The 16,936-nt window shown below is 45.4% G+C and carries 17 protein-coding genes and 1 riboswitch; of the genes, 12 read left to right on the top strand and 5 right to left on the bottom strand.

The features are described from left to right. Positions 1–165: 165 nt before the first annotated feature. The gene (gene pckA, locus J7E38_RS17395) at positions 166–1,755 is read right to left on the bottom strand and encodes a phosphoenolpyruvate carboxykinase (ATP) (protein WP_214709231.1); all 1,590 of its coding nucleotides are present in this window, start codon (positions 1,753–1,755) and stop codon (positions 166–168) included. A gap of 280 nt (positions 1,756–2,035) precedes the next feature. Next, positions 2,036–2,176: riboswitch (SAM riboswitch) on the top strand. Positions 2,177–2,460: 284 nt separating this feature from the next. Here pckA and metK point away from each other — a divergent pair. Then, entirely contained in the window at positions 2,461–3,663 is a 1,203-nt protein-coding gene (gene metK / locus J7E38_RS17390; RefSeq protein ID WP_144477067.1) for a methionine adenosyltransferase, read from the top strand. 256 nt (positions 3,664–3,919) lie between these two features. Then, positions 3,920–5,815, top strand: coding sequence for an asparagine synthase (glutamine-hydrolyzing) (asnB, locus tag J7E38_RS17385; protein ID WP_214709229.1), 1,896 nt, complete (start codon positions 3,920–3,922; stop codon positions 5,813–5,815). A gap of 3 nt (positions 5,816–5,818) precedes the next feature. Here asnB and J7E38_RS17380 read toward each other — a convergent pair whose 3' ends face one another. Beyond that, entirely contained in the window at positions 5,819–6,688 is an 870-nt protein-coding gene (locus J7E38_RS17380) for a C39 family peptidase (protein ID WP_251030380.1), read from the bottom strand. Positions 6,689–6,784: 96 nt separating this feature from the next. Further along, positions 6,785–7,306, bottom strand: coding sequence for a gamma carbonic anhydrase (locus J7E38_RS17375; protein ID WP_214709225.1), 522 nt, complete (start codon positions 7,304–7,306; stop codon positions 6,785–6,787). A 105-nt stretch (positions 7,307–7,411) separates the two neighbouring features. On the opposite strand from J7E38_RS17375, the gene J7E38_RS17370 reads away from it, so the two are divergent. Together J7E38_RS17370 and J7E38_RS17365 are read left to right on the top strand one after the other, a co-directional pair. Beyond that, a complete protein-coding gene (locus tag J7E38_RS17370) occupies positions 7,412–8,215 on the top strand; it encodes an alpha/beta hydrolase (protein WP_214709223.1) in 804 nt (267 codons plus the stop codon). Positions 8,216–8,240: 25 nt separating this feature from the next. Beyond that, positions 8,241–9,335, top strand: a complete 1,095-nt coding sequence (locus J7E38_RS17365; RefSeq protein ID WP_214709221.1) for a tetraprenyl-beta-curcumene synthase family protein — start codon at positions 8,241–8,243, stop codon at positions 9,333–9,335. A gap of 434 nt (positions 9,336–9,769) precedes the next feature. On the opposite strand, the gene mnmM is transcribed toward J7E38_RS17365, so the two are convergent. Together mnmM and mnmL are read right to left on the bottom strand one after the other, a co-directional pair. Then, positions 9,770–10,342, bottom strand: a complete 573-nt coding sequence (mnmM, locus tag J7E38_RS17360) for a tRNA 5-(aminomethyl)-2-thiouridylate-methyltransferase MnmM (protein ID WP_214709219.1) — start codon at positions 10,340–10,342, stop codon at positions 9,770–9,772. Beyond that, entirely contained in the window at positions 10,332–11,306 is a 975-nt protein-coding gene (mnmL, locus tag J7E38_RS17355) for a tRNA modification radical SAM protein MnmL/YtqA (RefSeq protein WP_214709217.1), read from the bottom strand. Before mnmL ends, mnmM begins: the two co-directional genes overlap by 11 nt. 253 nt (positions 11,307–11,559) lie before the next feature. On the opposite strand from mnmL, the gene J7E38_RS17350 reads away from it, so the two are divergent. The 8 genes from J7E38_RS17350 (at position 11,560) to J7E38_RS17315 (ending at position 16,930) form a co-directional block, all read left to right on the top strand. Continuing rightward, positions 11,560–11,823: a YtzC family protein gene (locus J7E38_RS17350; RefSeq protein ID WP_214709215.1), complete on the top strand. Its 264-nt coding sequence runs from the start codon at positions 11,560–11,562 to the stop codon at positions 11,821–11,823. Between the two features lie 17 nt (positions 11,824–11,840). Continuing rightward, positions 11,841–12,020, top strand: coding sequence for a hypothetical protein (locus tag J7E38_RS17345; protein ID WP_214709213.1), 180 nt, complete (start codon positions 11,841–11,843; stop codon positions 12,018–12,020). Positions 12,021–12,312: 292 nt separating this feature from the next. Further along, positions 12,313–13,272, top strand: a complete 960-nt coding sequence (locus tag J7E38_RS17340; RefSeq protein ID WP_214709211.1) for a hypothetical protein — start codon at positions 12,313–12,315, stop codon at positions 13,270–13,272. After that, positions 13,272–13,721 carry a cytochrome c maturation protein CcmE gene (locus J7E38_RS17335; RefSeq protein ID WP_214709209.1) on the top strand — a complete coding sequence of 150 codons (450 nt, stop codon included), beginning with the start codon at positions 13,272–13,274 and terminating at the stop codon, positions 13,719–13,721. Before J7E38_RS17340 ends, J7E38_RS17335 begins: the two co-directional genes overlap by 1 nt. A 21-nt stretch (positions 13,722–13,742) precedes the next feature. Then, positions 13,743–15,716: a heme lyase CcmF/NrfE family subunit gene (locus tag J7E38_RS17330; RefSeq protein WP_214709207.1), complete on the top strand. Its 1,974-nt coding sequence runs from the start codon at positions 13,743–13,745 to the stop codon at positions 15,714–15,716. 5 nt (positions 15,717–15,721) lie between these two features. Continuing rightward, the gene (locus tag J7E38_RS17325; RefSeq protein WP_214709205.1) at positions 15,722–16,192 is read left to right on the top strand and encodes a cytochrome c-type biogenesis protein CcmH; all 471 of its coding nucleotides are present in this window, start codon (positions 15,722–15,724) and stop codon (positions 16,190–16,192) included. A 13-nt stretch (positions 16,193–16,205) separates the two neighbouring features. After that, complete coding sequence (locus J7E38_RS17320) at positions 16,206–16,580, top strand: hypothetical protein (protein WP_214709203.1); 375 nt, start codon at positions 16,206–16,208, stop codon at positions 16,578–16,580. 5 nt (positions 16,581–16,585) lie between these two features. Beyond that, entirely contained in the window at positions 16,586–16,930 is a 345-nt protein-coding gene (locus J7E38_RS17315) for a hypothetical protein (RefSeq protein WP_214709201.1), read from the top strand. Positions 16,931–16,936 lie beyond the last annotated feature (6 nt).

Genomic DNA, 16,936 nt, shown 5'->3' with positions numbered 1-16,936 from the left:
GATTAAGTGAGCGAAGTGTATCGTTATTGGTGACCTGTTTTCCGAGGAAACGCAATCCTAGGTCACCAATGACTTTTGGCTTTGTTCAATAAGAGCCCATATATGCATAACGAGTCAACAAAACAAAAGGCCATCTCTTCTCCAGAGATGGCCTCGCTCAAATTCTTATTTAACGGTTGGTCCGCCTTTTTCTTCGATTTCAGACGGTACGTTTGTGAACTTTTTGAAGTTGTCGCGGAACTGGTCTGCGAGTTCGTTTGCTTTTGCGTAGTAGGCTTTTTTGTCGCTCCAGGTTTTTACTGGCTGGAGGACATCGTCAGGTACACCTGGTACGTGCAGCGGGATATCAAGGCCAAAAATTTCGTCTTTAGCAGTTTCGACGTTGTTCAGTTCGCCTTCAAGTGCTGCCTGGACCATGGCGCGAGTGTACGCCAGCTTCATGCGGCTGCCGGTGCCATACTCTCCGCCTGTCCATCCCGTGTTCACAAGGAATACCTTCGCGTTGTGCTCGTCGATTTTTTCACCGAGCATTTCCGCGTACCTTGTAGCAGCAAGCGGCAGGAATGGAGAACCGAAGCAGGTTGAGAATGTTGCCTGCGGTGAAGTGATGCCGCGTTCTGTACCAGCCAGCTTCGAAGTGTATCCGCTCAGGAAGTGATACATTGCCTGTTCCTTTGTCAGCCTGGCGATTGGAGGCAGGACTCCGAATGCATCAGCAGTCAGGAACACAATTGCGTTTGGATGTCCGGCGATGCTTGGATCCACGATGTTTTCGATTGCCTGGATCGGATAAGCTGCACGAGTGTTTTCGGTCAGGCTGCCGTCATCATAATCGGCCACACGTGTGTCGTCTTCGACTACGACGTTCTCAAGGACGGAACCAAAGCGGATTGCATCAAAGATTTGCGGTTCTTTTTCCTTGGACAAGTTGATGCATTTCGCATAGCAGCCTCCCTCGATATTGAACACGCCGTTAGCTGACCAGCCATGCTCATCATCACCTATCAGACGGCGATTATTATCAGCAGATAAAGTTGTTTTGCCTGTGCCGGATAGTCCGAAGAACAAGGCTACATCGCCTTCGCGGCCCACATTTGCGGAGCAGTGCATCGAAAGGATCCCATTTTCCGGAAGTATATAGTTCATCACAGAGAAAATCGATTTCTTCATTTCGCCAGCATATTCGGTTCCGCCGATCAAGACGACGCGCTGTTCGAAGGAAACGATGATGAAGGTTTCTGAGTTTGTTCCATCAACCTCAGGATCTGCTTTGAAGGTAGGAGCTGAAATGACCGTAAACTCGGATTCATGCTCAGGCAGCTCTTCCTCTGTCGGACGGATGAACAATTGATGGGCAAACAGATTGTGCCAAGCGTATTCATTGATAACCTGGATTGGCAGGCGATATTTCTTATCCGCACCGGCGAAACCCTTGAATACGAAAACTTCCTCTTTATCTTTAAGGAACTTCAATACCTTATTATATAGCTTCGTGAAGGATTCCTCGGAAATCGGCTGGTTGACAGAGCCCCAGTCAATTTTGTCTTTTACGGATTCTTCTTCGACAATGAATTTATCCTTAGGTGAACGGCCAGTGTATTTACCAGTAGTCGCTCTAACTGCACCAGTTGATGTTAAAAGTCCTTCATTGCGGTTCAGGACCTTTTCGACAAGCTGGGGAACAGATAGCTGTACCTGTACATTGTTTCCTTTTAATAATGCTGAAAGTTCATTTGATATTCCTACAACGTTCATCGGAGGATACCTTCCTTTTTAAAAGATTGATAATTTGTAAGTGTTTACATCTCGTTATTAGTATAACACATTGGTTCAATTAATCTATACTAATGATGAAAAAATTACCTTGTACCTAACTTGCGTTATATAATTCTTTCTTTATATAGTCAAGTAAAAGGGGTTGGTTTGACAATTTTTTATGTTAAAGAAATGGTTTCAACAACAATCGACAATTTTGTCGAGAAAATGATTGACATGGCCAGACAGGTTCGTTATGATTTTGATTTGAACGGATACTCTCTTATCCCGAGCTGGTGGAGGGACAGGCCCAATGAAACCCAGCAACCTGCAAACGAGAAAAACAGTCTATGAATGAGCTGATCTTTTCCGGGCAAAGGTGCTAACCTGACGCAAGGGAACTGCCCTTGAACGATAAGAGCGAAAGGCGCGGATTTAAGCATAAACCTTTCCTCACAAATGGAGAGGTTTTTTATATTGCTTTTTTCTGTCCGTTGCATGGAAATGCATCTGGACTGCCTTCTTTGGTGTCATTGCTCCCGTGGGTGAAATTAGGAAAAAAGAAGTTCACCATGAATCTTAAACAAATTTTTCTAATAAAAACTCAGCGTTTATTTCATACTACATAGGGAATGAGTACCGTATCAAACGAGGTCTGTATTGGGACAGCCTCGATCAATTTTTATACATGAGGGAGGAACTCAGATGTCAAACAAACGCCGTTTGTTCACTTCTGAATCAGTAACAGAAGGCCATCCGGATAAAATTTGCGACCAGATTTCTGACGCGATTTTAGATGCGATCCTTGCTAAAGATGCTAACGCACGTGTTGCTGCTGAAACATCAGTTACGACAGGCCTTGTACTAGTTGCAGGCGAAATCACAACATCTACATACGTAGATATTCCGAAAATCGTACGTGAAACAGTCAAGGAAATTGGCTATACTCGCGCGAAGTACGGTTTTGACGCTGAAACTTGCGCAGTTTTGACTTCAATCGACGAGCAGTCTGCTGACATCGCAATGGGTGTTGACCAGGCGCTAGAAGCACGTGAAGGCCAAATGTCCGATGCTGAAATCGAAGCAATCGGGGCTGGTGATCAGGGCTTGATGTTCGGTTTTGCGTGCAACGAAACGAAAGAGCTTATGCCTCTTCCGATTTCATTGGCACATAAAATTTCCCGCCGCCTGACTGAAGTGCGCAAGGAAGAAATCCTTCCATACCTTCGTCCGGACGGAAAAACTCAGGTAACGGTGGAATACGATGAGAACGACAAGCCAGTCCGCATCGATACAATCGTTATCTCCACTCAGCACCACCCAGAAGTTTCGCTAGAGCAAATCCAGCGCAACCTTAAAGAACATGTCATCAACCCTGTCGTACCGGCAGAATTGATTGACGAAAATACTAAATACTTCATCAACCCAACTGGCCGTTTCGTAATCGGCGGACCACAGGGGGATGCTGGTCTTACTGGCCGTAAAATCATCGTTGATACTTACGGCGGATACGCTCGCCACGGCGGAGGCGCATTCTCTGGTAAGGATCCTACAAAAGTTGACCGTTCAGCTGCATACGCTGCACGTTATGTTGCGAAGAACATCGTGGCTGCGGGCCTTGCAGAAAAAGTTGAAGTACAGCTTGCATACGCAATCGGCGTTGCCCGTCCGGTATCCATCTCAATCGATACGTTCGGAACAGGCAAGGTAAGCGAAGATGTATTGATCGATGTTGTTGAAAACAACTTCGACCTTCGTCCTGCTGGAATCATCAACATGCTTGACCTGCGCAAGCCAATCTACAAGCAGACAGCTGCTTACGGACACTTCGGCCGTTCTGACGTTGACCTTCCATGGGAGCGTACAGACAAGGCAGAGGCACTTCGCACTCAGGCTCAAGGAAAATAAAAAGTACAAAGGGAGTTGCATAGAAATATGTAACTCCCTTTATTATTTGCCGTCTAATTAGGGGAGCTCCAAGATAGGTTCAAAGGTTTGCACCTGGTCCAAAAGGTGTAAAATAGAGTATTACCTTAAATTTCCCTCAGATTTTACTGCAAAAATTTTGCGTTTAATGGTAGTATTAGATGGTATGTTTTTAGCTAGTAAAATCACTGGAAAATCACAATAAATTTTTTCTGAAATGGAGAAGGTGAAGTACATAATGTGTGGCTTTATCGGTTGTGTACATGAAAATGCACAAGAATTCAGCAGCGATGACAAGCAGCTGTTTAAAAATATGAATGATATCATCACCCACCGCGGGCCTGATGATGATGGGTATTTCTATGATGAGCATATCCAGTTCGGCTTCCGCCGTCTGAGCATCATCGACCTTGAGGCTGGCCATCAGCCATTGACGTATGAAAATGAACGCTATTGGATCATTTTCAACGGGGAAATCTACAACTATCTTGAACTTCGTGAAGAGTTGATTGAAGAAGGACTGACTTTCGAAACACACTCTGATACTGAGGTCATCATCGCCCTATACAGCCATCTTAAGGAGCAGGCTGTTGACAAGCTGCGCGGAATGTTCGCATTTGTCATCTGGGATAAGCAGGAAAAGGTTCTTTACGGTGCGCGTGACCATTTTGGTATCAAGCCATTCTTCTATTTTGAAGATGAAAATCGTACTTTCTTCGGTTCTGAAAAGAAGAGCATTTTGCTTGCACTGCAGAACGATGTGATTGATTATAAGGCACTGCAGCACTATTTGACTTATCAATTCGTTCCAGAACCTAACACAATGTCTGAAGGCATCTACAAGCTTGAGCCAGGGCATTATTTTACAAAGAAAATCGGTTCGCCGATGGAAATCAAGCGTTATTGGAAAGCGAGCTTCTCGCCAATCCACAAATCTGAGGATGAATTCACGAAGGAGATCAGGGATGTCCTGTTCGAATCGGTGAAAATCCACATGCGCAGTGATGTGCCGGTTGGTTCTTTCCTTTCAGGCGGAATTGATTCTTCCATCATCGCGTCAATTGCAAAGCAATATCATCCTGGAATCAAGACATTCTCTGTCGGATTTGAGCAGAATGGCTTCAGTGAAATTGATGTCGCGAAGGAAACTGCTGAGCGACTGGGTGTTGAAAACATCAGCTATGTGATCAGTCCGCAGGAATATATGGATGAACTCCCTAAAATCATGTGGCATATGGATGACCCGCTAGCCGACCCGGCAGCTATACCATTGTATTTCGTAGCGCGTGAAGCAAGGAAGCATGTAACGGTTGTCCTTTCAGGTGAAGGTGCCGATGAATTGTTCGGAGGCTATAATATTTACCGCGAACCTCAGGACCTCGAGGTTTTCAATAAGATTCCCGGAGTAGGGAAGGCGATGCTTAAGGGCATCTCAAAAATGATGCCAGAGGGCATGAAAGGCAAGAGCTTTATCGAGCGCGGCGTGACTCCGATGGAGGAGCGTTATATCGGAAATGCGAAGATGTTCACGGAAAAAGAGAAGAGCGAGCTGCTGCATGTTTATAACGGCCAGTACGATTACAGAGATGTAACGAAGCCATTATACCGCGAAAGCAGAGGCTACGATCCGGTTGATACAATGCAATACATCGATATCCATACATGGATGCGCGGCGATATTTTATTAAAAGCTGATAAAATGACGATGGCTCATTCTTTGGAGCTTCGCGTACCATTCTTGGATAAGGTTGTTTTTGAAACAGCTTCAAAGATTCCGACAAGCCTGAAGACAGCGAATAATACAACGAAGTATATTTTGCGAAAAGCGGCAGAAGGAGTGGTTCCTGACCACGTTCTTACCCGCAAGAAACTCGGCTTCCCGGTGCCAATCAGACACTGGCTGAAAAATGAAATGAACGACTGGGCAAAGAACATCATTAAGGAAAGCAACACAGAGCATCTCATCAATAAGTCTTACGTTTTAAGGCTGTTGGATGAACACTGCCAGAACAAGGCGGATAACAGCCGTAAAATCTGGACAGTTCTGATGTTCATGATGTGGCATGATGTGTATGTCGAAAAAAAATACTCCTTCCAGAAGGAGTATGAGGCTCAAAAAGTATTGCAGTCCTAAAAATCAGGGAAGGTAGGTGATGGCCTGCCTTCCCATCTGCACCCAGGCTTCTGCGAAGTCCTTAATGGGTGCTTTTTTATTTTTTTCAACCGTCAAAGGATCGTTGAAGTAGATGAAGTTTTCGTCATAGCCTGTCACCAGGACGGAATGCTCTTTTGTTGTAACTTTGACATGTCCATTTGGTGTGTACCATGTCTGAAAAAAACTGTCGTCCAGCTTTTTGTATTCAGTGTTAATGATCACCCAAACTGGCCTGCCATCTGACAGGTGGGTTTTCAACTCCTGGAATTCTGCACCGGTCAGATCTTTTATTTTGTCTGGAAGATACTTTTCTGCCAGTTCAGCAATTGGCTTATGATAGACTCCGAGCCCCGGTTCTGTGTATGTGTACATGTTGCCGACAAAGCCCTCATTCGGGTCGCCAAAATAGATTTTTCCATCATTGAGGCGGTACTCAGCCGGGTTTTTCCTGACTTCACTGGCGAGTGTCAGCTTGTCCACTTGTACACCCTGATGAATGAGGAGCATGGCCAGGCTCGTGACCTCACATCCTCTCGGGAGCTCAGGCATTTGCCAGATGGTCGGTGCCTCCAAGAGTACCTGCTTTTTGATGGGGATGATCTTAGGTTCGCTCTCTTCTGTGGGAGCAGGTGCCTTTTCTGCCCTGGGTACAGGCTCATCAAGCCAGTCTTTCACCGACTGTACAGCCTGGGCTACATGTGAAGCCTGCAGGTTCTCGAGGAGGAAAGCACCAACGATTGAAGTAAAAACAAACAGGAACATCAGGATGGATTTCATCATGCTATTTTGTTTTCGGATCAATATATAAAACATGAGCAGCAATGGGATAATTGCTGCAAGAGGTAAATACAGTTTGTCCACATCCATCACCCCGTCCGCATATTTCGAAAATAATAGGGTATATTATATTATTTAGTATCGGACTGGTGAGGGAGTTTTTTTAGCAAATCATTCACCTTTGTTCTTCAAACTTTTATAGTATTGTCCTTTTTCGGCGTACTCTCTGGAAATACGTTCCATATCCTGGATATCGTCTTCGTTCAATTCACGGATGACTTTTGCCGGACGTCCGAAAGCAAGTGTATTGGGCGGAATCTTCTTTCCCTGCGGAACAAGGCTGCCGGCACCGATAAAAGCGCCTTCGCCGATTTCAGCCTGGTCAAGGATGATCGAACCCATCCCAATCAATGCTTTTTTCCTGATGATGCAGCTGTGGAGGACGACCTGATGTCCGACCGTCACTTCGTCTTCGAGGATCAAGGGGTTATTTGGGCTTTGATGCAGGACCGAGTTATCCTGGATGTTCACTTTATTGCCAATGATCGTCGGGGCGACATCGCCTCGGATTGAGGTATTGAACCAGACACTCGATTCCTCACCGATTTCGACATCTCCGGAGATTGTTACATAATCCGCGATAAAAGCGGAATCTGCTATTTTAGGTGTTTTGCCATTGTAAGGATAAATCATTGTACACACTCCTGTAATTTTATAATGCTTTCGTTTTTATTTTTCATTAATTATATATTATAGTTCTTTTAAAGAAAGAAAAAGTATTTGAGTGGGGGAATGGTCATGTGGAAATGGGAAGCTGATGGGGATGCTAAGGCTGTGATTGTCATGATTCATGGAGCGCTGGAGCATCATCGCCGGTATGGCTGGCTGATTGAAGCCTGGCGCTCATCCGGATTTCATGTCATAATGGGTGATTTGCCAGGACAGGGCATGACAACAAGAGCAAACCGTGGCCATATTGATTCCTTTGATGAATATATTTTGGAAGTAAAAGAGTGGATAGAAGCAGCTTATGACTTTGACCTCCCAGTGTTTCTGCTGGGCCACAGCATGGGCGGGCTGGTTGCCATCCGCTTGCTGCAGGAGCAACGTGTGGAACTTGCCGGATTGATATTGTCATCTCCGTGCCTGGGATTGGTGAAGTATCCTTCGAAAATGCTGGATATGCTCTCGCACGGCCTGAATGTCATTGTACCGACATTTAGGATTTCACCTGGTTTATCTGTCGAGATGGCAACCAGGAATGAGGATGTCAGGGCAGTCGACGCGAATGATTCATTATACATTACCAAGGTATCAGTGCGCTGGTACCGCGAACTGGCAGCTGCAATGGAGCTGGCGTTTGATAACATGGATAAAGTCCAGGACGTACCGACACTGCTTCTGCAGGGCGGGGATGATAAGATTGTCGATAAACGTGCGGTTAAAGAATGGTTCAACAATGCCCCGCTTTCAGAAAAACGATATAAAGAATGGCCGAAATGCTATCACGAAGTCTTTAATGAGCCTGAACGTGAAGAGGTTTTTGACTATGCGCATGATTTTGTCATGAGCCAGCTGAAGGCAATTGGATATGTTTATTAGAAAGAAAAAGGGGTGAAACTGCAGCATGATGATCCCATCAATGCCCATTAGTTTGATGTACCGAGTGTACAGAAAAGTCCTGCCACAGGTACACCGGGAGCTGGCATACTGGAAAAGCAGGGCGGAGGAGATCCCGAATCCTGAACTCAGGAGGCAGGCACTGGCAAGCATCGAGCACAAAACTTTCCATTGTGAAGGCGGCTCGATTTTAAGTCTGACCGCTAAAAAACAATATAAAGAGGCCATCCGGTTCATTGTGGCGTACCAGACGATCAGCGATTATCTCGATAATCTTTGTGACCGCAGCACATCGCTGGATCCGGTGGATTTTGCGGCGCTGCATGAGTCGATGGCAGATGCTCTCAGCCTGGACAACCAGTTGAAAAATTATTATCGCGAGCGGGAAGACCAGAATGATGGCGGGTATCTGATTGAACTGGTGACCGTTTGCCGCGAAGTCCTTGCCGGTCTTGGTCATTATCAGGATATTAAGAAGCACCTGGTTGAACTTTGCGATTATTATTGTGATTTGCAGATACATAAGCATGTCGATGTGAAAGAGCGTGTGCCGAGATTGCAAACATGGTTCGATGCCCATCGTGAAAATATTCCCGACATGGAATGGTACGAATTCTCAGCCTGCACCGGATCAACGCTCGGCATTTTTTGTCTCGTATCCTACGCTCTTCGCGATGATTTCAAGCCGGAATATGCCGACAGCATCCGCAACGGTTATTTTCCATACATACAAGGGCTGCACATCCTTCTGGATTATTTCATCGACCAGGAAGAGGACCGCGAAGGCGGCGATCTTAACTTCTGCTTCTATTATGAAAATGAAGAAGCTTTGTTTGAGAGGCTGCGGCATTTTGTTGAAAATGCCGACCAGCACACAGCTCGATTGCCGCATCGGAAATTCCACAAACTGATCAACCGCGGGCTGCTAGGCGTTTATCTGTCCGATGAAAAAGTAAGGCGACAGGAAAGAATCAGGAAGCTCGCCAGGGAAATGATCAAGACAGCCGGCCCCGTCAGCTACTTCTTTTATGTTAATGGACGAGCTTATCGGTCATTGCAGAGGTGGGTGCCGTCGGGAGTCGTGAAGGCGTTTATAAAATAAGGTGGTAGCCAGGGGGATTTACCCTGGCTTTTAAGTATGTGGAGAAAATAAAGTAAACTGGAGCAACTGGAGCAATTGAATTTAGGGTGTGTCGGCTCTATAGGACAAAAATTGAAAAAAGGGGTGTCGATTTGTCCAATAGAGCTCTTCTAACGGACACAAAATGATAAAGAGGTTGCAGATTTGTCCGATAGAGCCCGTCTAACGGACAGAAATTTAGAAAAGAGCCGCCGATTTGTCCAATAGAGCCCGTCTAACGGACAGAAATTTAGAAAAGAGCCATCGATTTGTCCGATAGGGCCCTTCTAATGAACACACAATGAGAAAAGATCAATCCGATTGTCCGATAGAATGATCTGAAAGCGTTGGATAAAAGGGAGTTGTTCATTCAGCATTTTTGAGTACGTAAAAAGGATCCTTCATAATGAAGGACCTTATCTCTTCTCAATCGCAATAATAAACGGAGGATTGTTCTTTTGGTTCAGGAATTTATACTCTAATACGTGTGCGATGTTTTGATCCAGTGATTTTACATAACGCAATAAATATTCCCGTTCTACTTTGCCTTCCGGGTGTCCGTGGTAAATCACGATCACGATGATGCCTTCTGGTGCCATGATTTCGAGCAGCTGGTCGATGGCATGGATGGTGGTTTCGGGTACGGTGACGATGTTTTTGTCTCCGCCTGGCAGATAGCCAAGGTTAAAAACGGCACCGGTTATTTTACCGAAATGGAGTGGGGGAATGCATTCTGCGATGTTTTCATGTCCAGTATGGAACAGGGTAACCTGATCCTGCATTTCGTGCTCGCGAAGCTTTGTTTTACAGGACATAAGCGCTTCATCCTGAATGTCAAAGCCGTAAATACGGCCGGCAGGGCCTACGAGATTAGCCAAAAATAACGTATCATGCCCATTTCCAACAGTAGCATCCACCGCAATATCCCCTGGTTTAACGGCAAGTTCAAGGAGATTCCGTGCAAATGGAAGAATCCTCTCAAGCTTCATTTTCAATCACCACTTTGTTTCCAGTATAGAATTTACCTTGCCAGCTGTCGCGCCGTTTCATTTCCTTGTCAATCGCGTTCAGCACTTCCCATTTGTTGACGCTCCACATCGGGCCGACCATCAGCTCAATCGGGCCATCTCCTGTGATCCTGTGGATGATCATTTCTGGAGGCAGGATTTCGAGCTGGTCACAGACCAATTTTACATAATCTTCTAAGCTAAGAAATTCAAGCATGCCCTTTTCATACTGCTTGACCATCGGGGTACCTTTCAGCAAATGGAGAAGATGGATCTTGATGCCCTGGACATCAAGATTGGCGACTTCTTGAGCCGTTTCCATCATCATTTCCGGTGTTTCCAGAGGCAATCCATTAATGATGTGCGAACAAACCCTGATGCCGTGCTTGCGGAGCTTGTCCACGCCTTCTTTGTACGTCTGATAATCATGGGCACGATTGATTAAATTGGCCGTTTTTTCATGGACAGTCTGAAGACCAAGCTCGACCCATAAATAGGTGCGTTCATTCAGTTCAGCTAGGTATTCAACCACATCGTCGGGCAGGCAATCAGGCCGTGTTGCGATTGAAAGCCCGACGACACCTTCCTCTTTTAAAACTGTCTCGTATTTTTCCCGAAGGACCTCAACCGGTGCATGTGTATTCGTGAAAGCCTGGAAATAGGCCATGTACTTGCCGTCTTTCCATTTCGTATGCATCTTTTCTTTGATCTTCTTGAATTGTGTTCCGAGATCTTCTACTCGGTCACCGGCGAAATCGCCTGAACCTGCTGCGCTGCAGAAGGTACACCCGCCGTGGGCTACCGTGCCGTCACGGTTCGGACAGTCGAAGCCGCCATCAAGCGCCACCTTGAAAACCTTGTGGCCAAAATGGTTCCGTAAATGGTAATTCCATGTGTGGTATCGTTTATCATCTGTTGCGTATGGAAAAGGGTTGGCCTGTTTCATGCCAGTAACCTCCTTATAACCTGTCAGTCAGTAATAATAAAAATTGTACCACTTAGAATAGGGTAATCCAATTGCAAAAAGATTACAAAAGCCTGTTTCGCATTAAAGCTGTTTTTCGAATTCTGCATTTTAAATTGCTGCTAAAACGATTGCCAACATTAAACATTGGCAAAAACGTGATAGGAAAATCTATTGTGAACAAAATAAAGAAGAAGCAGACTTGCTTCAGCATCAAGAAAAGGAGGGGCTAAAATTGGCAACACGTCAATCGGTTGACCAGCTACTTCAACAATGTGAGGATGCAATCAATCTTGCCCAGGAACAATACAAAAGCGCGGCAACTCAGCAGCATTATAATGACGGTAATTTCACGAATGCCCTGCAGGCTATTGAGGATGCCTATAATGATCTTGCCAAGCTCGCCTTCAGTGCGAACGCACAGCAGCGTGACCAGCTTCACAGAATGAGGCTGCAGCTGCAGCAGGTTCAGAACAATATGATTTTGCTTGATCATTAAAACGGGAGGGATAAACTTTGAAAAAACGCTCAAAGCAAAACAATCCTGAACAAAAGACGCGGAATGGAATCAACAACCAGGATCTTGAACTTGGAATGGAGCATGACCCAATCAAAGAATCCAAGAAGAAGTATGAACAAAGTGGCGGGCAGCCTGTAAAGTCAAAATTCCATCCCGAACCAGAGCAATCTTCATAAATTGTAACACCCCCATTTCCAAAAAAGGAAGTGGGGTTTTTTATTGTGTCAATAGTAAAAGGACCACAGACTTGTATATTTAGCAAATACCCCCCGTTCACAATTCGGATAAAACTGGCGGAAATTTCGTGATTTAAATCACAGATTGAGGGCTCTCGGAAATGGTTTAAATAAGGTAGCAAAGCACGCGCAGGAATTTAAAAACGCCAATAGATAAAATAATCGTTCTTAAATGCAAGTTGTCTTGTGAAAATATTCACGAATTCGCCACATATAGAAAGGAGTCATTTGAATGAAAGTTCTGCAGCTAGCATTGTCCTTCATCTTAATATTCATTTTTCAGCTGCCAGGTCTGGCAGGTGCGGAGACCAAAACAGATGTTTTAAACATGGAGGAGCTCACAATCCAGGTGATGCCTGAGTATTCCTACCATCCGAAAGATAAGAAGAAGAATCTGCCACTGCTGGTGGGCTATCATGGCGCCCTGAAAAACAATGCTGAACAGCCGCAAAAAGGCCAGGTGGTCGTTCCGCTCCCGATGGATGAGGAGAATTTCAGGATTGGTTTTGCCGGTGATTATTCACGGGACCTCACCGAAATGAATGAAATCGAATATGAGCTGGATCAGGAAAAAGGCACAATTTCCTGGGAAACGAGTGAGGAAATCCAGCCAGGGGAGATATACAAATTTGTGATTGAGTACTACACCGATAGCATCAGCGAGAAAGACGGCACCAAGAAGCTGGCTTACGATTTTACAAGCTTTACGGAAATCGGCTTGCTGAACCTGATTTTTGTTGAACCGCTCAATTCGGAAAGCTTCAAGCTTGAGCCAGCTTCAGAGCAGCAGCAGAAGAATTCCTACAACATGAACATGTTCCTTTATCAAAGCCAGGGAATGAAAGCCGGTGAAGCAAAGAATATCAAGCTTGAATACAAACGAGCTGACGACAGGACGACCGCGGAGATCATGGAGGAGATGGCCGGGGATGCCAAAAAGGCAGGCACCGTTAAACAGAATGATGAGAAAATGCCTATGTGGCTGGTTATTACGGTAGTCGGGAGTATCACAATCATCTCTGCTGTGCTCCTAATATTCTTCATGAAGAGAAAGAATTCAAAGCCAGAGCAGGACAATGCATCATCTGATTCGGATTCAAAAAAGGCGAAACTCCGGGCGATGCTTGTGGAAGGAAGCATTACGGAAACGGAATACAATGAACTGCTTAAAAAGCTGGGAGGTAGAAAGTGATGTCCAAAAACAAAAAAATCTTGATCGGGCTGGGACTTGCAGCTATTGCGTTCGTCATCATGATGTTTTCGACAATGCCAAGTGCAGGAAGCAAGGAAATTACGATTGAGGACCTGAGCAAAAACGCATCGAACTATGAAGGAGATTATATCATGACCCAGGGCTTGCTCAATAAGGAATCAGTAAAATGGGATGCTGATAAGCTGGAACTTCGTTTCGAACTATACGAAGAAGGCGAAGGAACGCTTCAGGTATTCCATAAAGGAATCAAGCCAGATAACTTTTCCGAAGATGTCATTGTTTTAGTCGAAGGTTTTATCCAAAAAGACGGAGTGTTCGAAGCGGAAAAAGTCCAGACGAAATGCCCGACAAAATATGAAGGCGAAGACATGGAGAACTATGATAGCGAAATGCATAAGGAAATGTACAAAAATGACAAGAAGGAATAAAACAGATGGGTGGTTATCTGTATGTATTTGATCGGGAATATCTCAATCTACCTAGGAATCGTGATTTCACTGCACGGAATCATCGCCAACCTGACAGGGCTAAAGAAGAACAGCAGCAAATGGCTTGAAAGTGCAAGAGGAGCGGTTCTCTCACTGGCTTTCGTTTCGAGCATCGCATCGTTCCTGCTGCTGTACCTTCTCGGAACAAGCCAGTTCCAATATAAATATGTGGCTTCCTATACAAACGAAAGCCTGCCGATGGCTTACAAGCTGACAGCCTTCTGGGCCGGAAACGCCGGATCCCTGCTGCTCTGGGCATTCCTTTTATCAATCTATGCGGCAATGGTTGTTTTTTCAAAAGAAAAAAAGAACCCCATGATGCCATATGTTTCAAGCATCCTGCTGGTGAATATCCTGTTCTTTTTCACGGTGATGGCCCTGAATGTCAATCCATTTGAAATGACCGATAAAATCCCGGCAGACGGAAAAGGGCTGAACCCGATGCTGCAGAATCCAGGGATGATCCTCCATCCTGTGACGCTCTATATGGGATATGTCGGATTGGCAGTTCCTTTCGCCTTCGGGATTGCGGCACTGATCCTGAAGAGAATGGATTCGGAATGGATCAAGCTAACGAGAAGATGGACATTGCTGGCATGGCTGTTCCTGACACTTGGAAACGTGATCGGCGGCTGGTGGGCTTATCTTGAGCTTGGCTGGGGCGGCTACTGGGCCTGGGACCCGGTGGAGAATGCTTCGTTCCTGCCATGGTTGACCGTATCGGCATTCCTGCATTCGGTGATGATCCAGGAACGGAAAAACATGCTGAAAACCTGGAATGTAAGCTTGATCATCCTATCTTACATCCTGACATTGTTTGGTACATTCCTTGTCCGAAGCGGAGTCCTGACCAGTGTCCACGCATTTGGCGACAGCAACCTTGGAACCTACTTCCTTGTGTTCATGGCATTCATGATGATCTTCTCGCTATATATCGTCATGACAAGATATGGATTGATCAAGAAAGACAGCAGTCCGATCGAAGCTTATTTTTCAAAGGAAAGCAGCTTCCTGCTAAACAACCTGATTCTTGTGGCCGCAGCGTTCGCAGTCTTTTGGGGCACGATGTATCCACTCATTTCAGAAACCTTCACGGGCACAAAGATCAATGTCGGTGCGCCTTACTTCAATAAAGTTATGGCTCCGATTTTGCTGGTGTTGATCGTGCTGATGGGGATCTGTCCGCTGATTGCCTGGCAAAAAGCTGTATTTGAAAAGTTCATTAAAAACATGCTTTGTCCGCTTGCGATGGGTGTTGCGACAGCCATCCTCCTGTTCGCATTCGGTGTTAGAGGAATCTACGCCATAATCGGCTTATCCGCTACAAGCTTCATGTTTGGTACACATTTGCTTGAATTTGCAAGGGGCATCAGCGCAAGACGGAAAGCAACGAAAGAAAATATTCTGAAGGCAGCTTTCAAGCTGACGGTGAAAAACCAGCGTCGCTATGGCGGATATATCGTCCATATCGGGATTGCCCTGATTGCGGTGGGGGTCATATCTTCTCACTCTTACTCAACAGAAATATTGAAAACCGTCGACGCCGGGAACAGCATCAAGATTGGCGAATACAACCTGAAATTCAACGAACTGACCGAGCATATGAAAAACGGCAATGGCGTGGTCGCCGCGGATGTGGATGTGACTTATAAAGGCAAGGACATAGGCAAAATCAAGCCGGAAAAAATCTTCTATGAAACATGGCCTGAGCCATCAACAGAGGTAGCGATCAAGACGAACTGGAGCCAGGACTTATACGTGGTGCTCAGTTCCTGGGAGAACAAAGACAAAGTCACGTTCATGGTAAAAGTGAACCCATTCGTCAGCTGGATCTGGCTGGGCGGTATCATCATGGTGATTGGCACTGCAATAGCCTTAGCTGGCGGCAGACCAGCTTCGATCCGCTATCAGACCAATAAATTCGCGGGAAGGTGATGGAGATGAAAAAGAAAATTATCGTTGCGACATTTCTTTGCTTCATCCTGATTCCTGGCCTGACATCCGCTTTTACGTATAACTCGAAGGAATTCAAGCATGTCATTGCCCAGCTTGATATGCAGGGTCATGCAGATCATGATCTATCCACCTGTTCAATCAAGAAAGTTTATTATGACGAAGTGGTAGAAATGCTGAATGGCGGCAAATCAGAGCCGGAAATCATCCAATCCTATGTTGATGAATACGGGCAGGCAGCCTTAAGGACACCGGGTGGCGGCACTAGCGGCTGGATTGCCTGGGGAATGCCAGCTGCAGGTTTTGCCATCGGAACTGTAATCGTCGGGGTCTGGATCAGGAAATTGACAATCAAAAAGGCGGCAACAAACGTTGAAGCCAAATCTGGATGGGATTCCGAAATCGAGAAGGAGATCGCATCCAAAGCTTTTGATGACGAGCGCCGAAAGCTTTTCTAGGAGTTGATGAAAAATGGATTATGTATTTTTAATAATTGGATCACTCGTGATCATTACTTGTTTTTACTTTATCATTTCTCCTTTCTTTTCCTCAGGCGAGAGCCAAACCACGGGAACGGAAGCAGAAGGTGAAAAGTTGACTCTGGAGCAGGTGTACAGCGCAGTGAATGAGCTGGAAATGGACTTTCTGATGAAAAAAATCACTCGTGAAGATTTTGAAAAAATGAAAGAAAATTATCAAGTGTTCGCAGCTTTATTAAAGGAAGAAACTGAAACGCTTAAGCAAGGCAAAACGAAGCTGCCAAAAGGCAAAGCGAAAATGCAGGCTGATGATGCGGAAGAAGAAATTCTCAGGGAACTGAGAAACCTCCGCCGGCAGAAGGGGTGAATCAAATGGCTCCTGCCTATCACCCTGAATGGCTGGTGAACTTCTGGCTGACGACGCCTGGTTTGAACTTGTTGAATCCTCATTTTGTGCTGACGTTTCTTGGAGTTGTAATAGCACTATTGTGGTTTTTAAAACGAAAACGGACTGGTGCACTTGAGGTGGTTGACGATAACGAGAAACTGTTCAGGCACCTTTTGCAAAGGAAAAGAGTCATCGAGGAGGAACTTGCCAGATTGGATGGCAGGCTCAGCTCAACAGAAATCATCGAAGAAATTTTTATTGAAAGAAAGCTTGATTACCAGGGCCAATTGGACCAGGTGAATAAGGAATTGAAACAATACACTGGATGAAAGAGT

This window comes from Bacillus sp. ISL-35 (assembly GCF_018613355.1).
Lineage (GTDB): Bacteria > Bacillota > Bacilli > Bacillales > Cytobacillaceae > Mesobacillus.
This window is presented reverse-complemented; position numbering and strand designations above follow the sequence as displayed.

Excerpts from the sequence above, each read along its gene's own strand:
- pckA (WP_214709231.1), bottom strand. The coding sequence starts at position 1,755 with ATGAACGTTGTAGGAATATCAAATGAACTTTCAGCATTATTAAAAGGA.
- metK (WP_144477067.1), top strand. The coding sequence starts at position 2,461 with ATGTCAAACAAACGCCGTTTGTTCACTTCTGAATCAGTAACAGAAGGC.
- asnB (WP_214709229.1), top strand. The coding sequence starts at position 3,920 with ATGTGTGGCTTTATCGGTTGTGTACATGAAAATGCACAAGAATTCAGC.
- J7E38_RS17375 (WP_214709225.1), bottom strand. The coding sequence starts at position 7,306 with ATGATTTATCCTTACAATGGCAAAACACCTAAAATAGCAGATTCCGCT.
- J7E38_RS17370 (WP_214709223.1), top strand. The coding sequence starts at position 7,412 with ATGTGGAAATGGGAAGCTGATGGGGATGCTAAGGCTGTGATTGTCATG.
- J7E38_RS17365 (WP_214709221.1), top strand. The coding sequence starts at position 8,241 with ATGATGATCCCATCAATGCCCATTAGTTTGATGTACCGAGTGTACAGA.
- mnmM (WP_214709219.1), bottom strand. The coding sequence starts at position 10,342 with ATGAAGCTTGAGAGGATTCTTCCATTTGCACGGAATCTCCTTGAACTT.
- mnmL (WP_214709217.1), bottom strand. The coding sequence starts at position 11,306 with ATGAAACAGGCCAACCCTTTTCCATACGCAACAGATGATAAACGATAC.
- J7E38_RS17340 (WP_214709211.1), top strand. The coding sequence starts at position 12,313 with ATGAAAGTTCTGCAGCTAGCATTGTCCTTCATCTTAATATTCATTTTT.
- J7E38_RS17335 (WP_214709209.1), top strand. The coding sequence starts at position 13,272 with ATGTCCAAAAACAAAAAAATCTTGATCGGGCTGGGACTTGCAGCTATT.
- J7E38_RS17330 (WP_214709207.1), top strand. The coding sequence starts at position 13,743 with ATGTATTTGATCGGGAATATCTCAATCTACCTAGGAATCGTGATTTCA.
- J7E38_RS17325 (WP_214709205.1), top strand. The coding sequence starts at position 15,722 with ATGAAAAAGAAAATTATCGTTGCGACATTTCTTTGCTTCATCCTGATT.
- J7E38_RS17320 (WP_214709203.1), top strand. The coding sequence starts at position 16,206 with ATGGATTATGTATTTTTAATAATTGGATCACTCGTGATCATTACTTGT.
- J7E38_RS17315 (WP_214709201.1), top strand. The coding sequence starts at position 16,586 with ATGGCTCCTGCCTATCACCCTGAATGGCTGGTGAACTTCTGGCTGACG.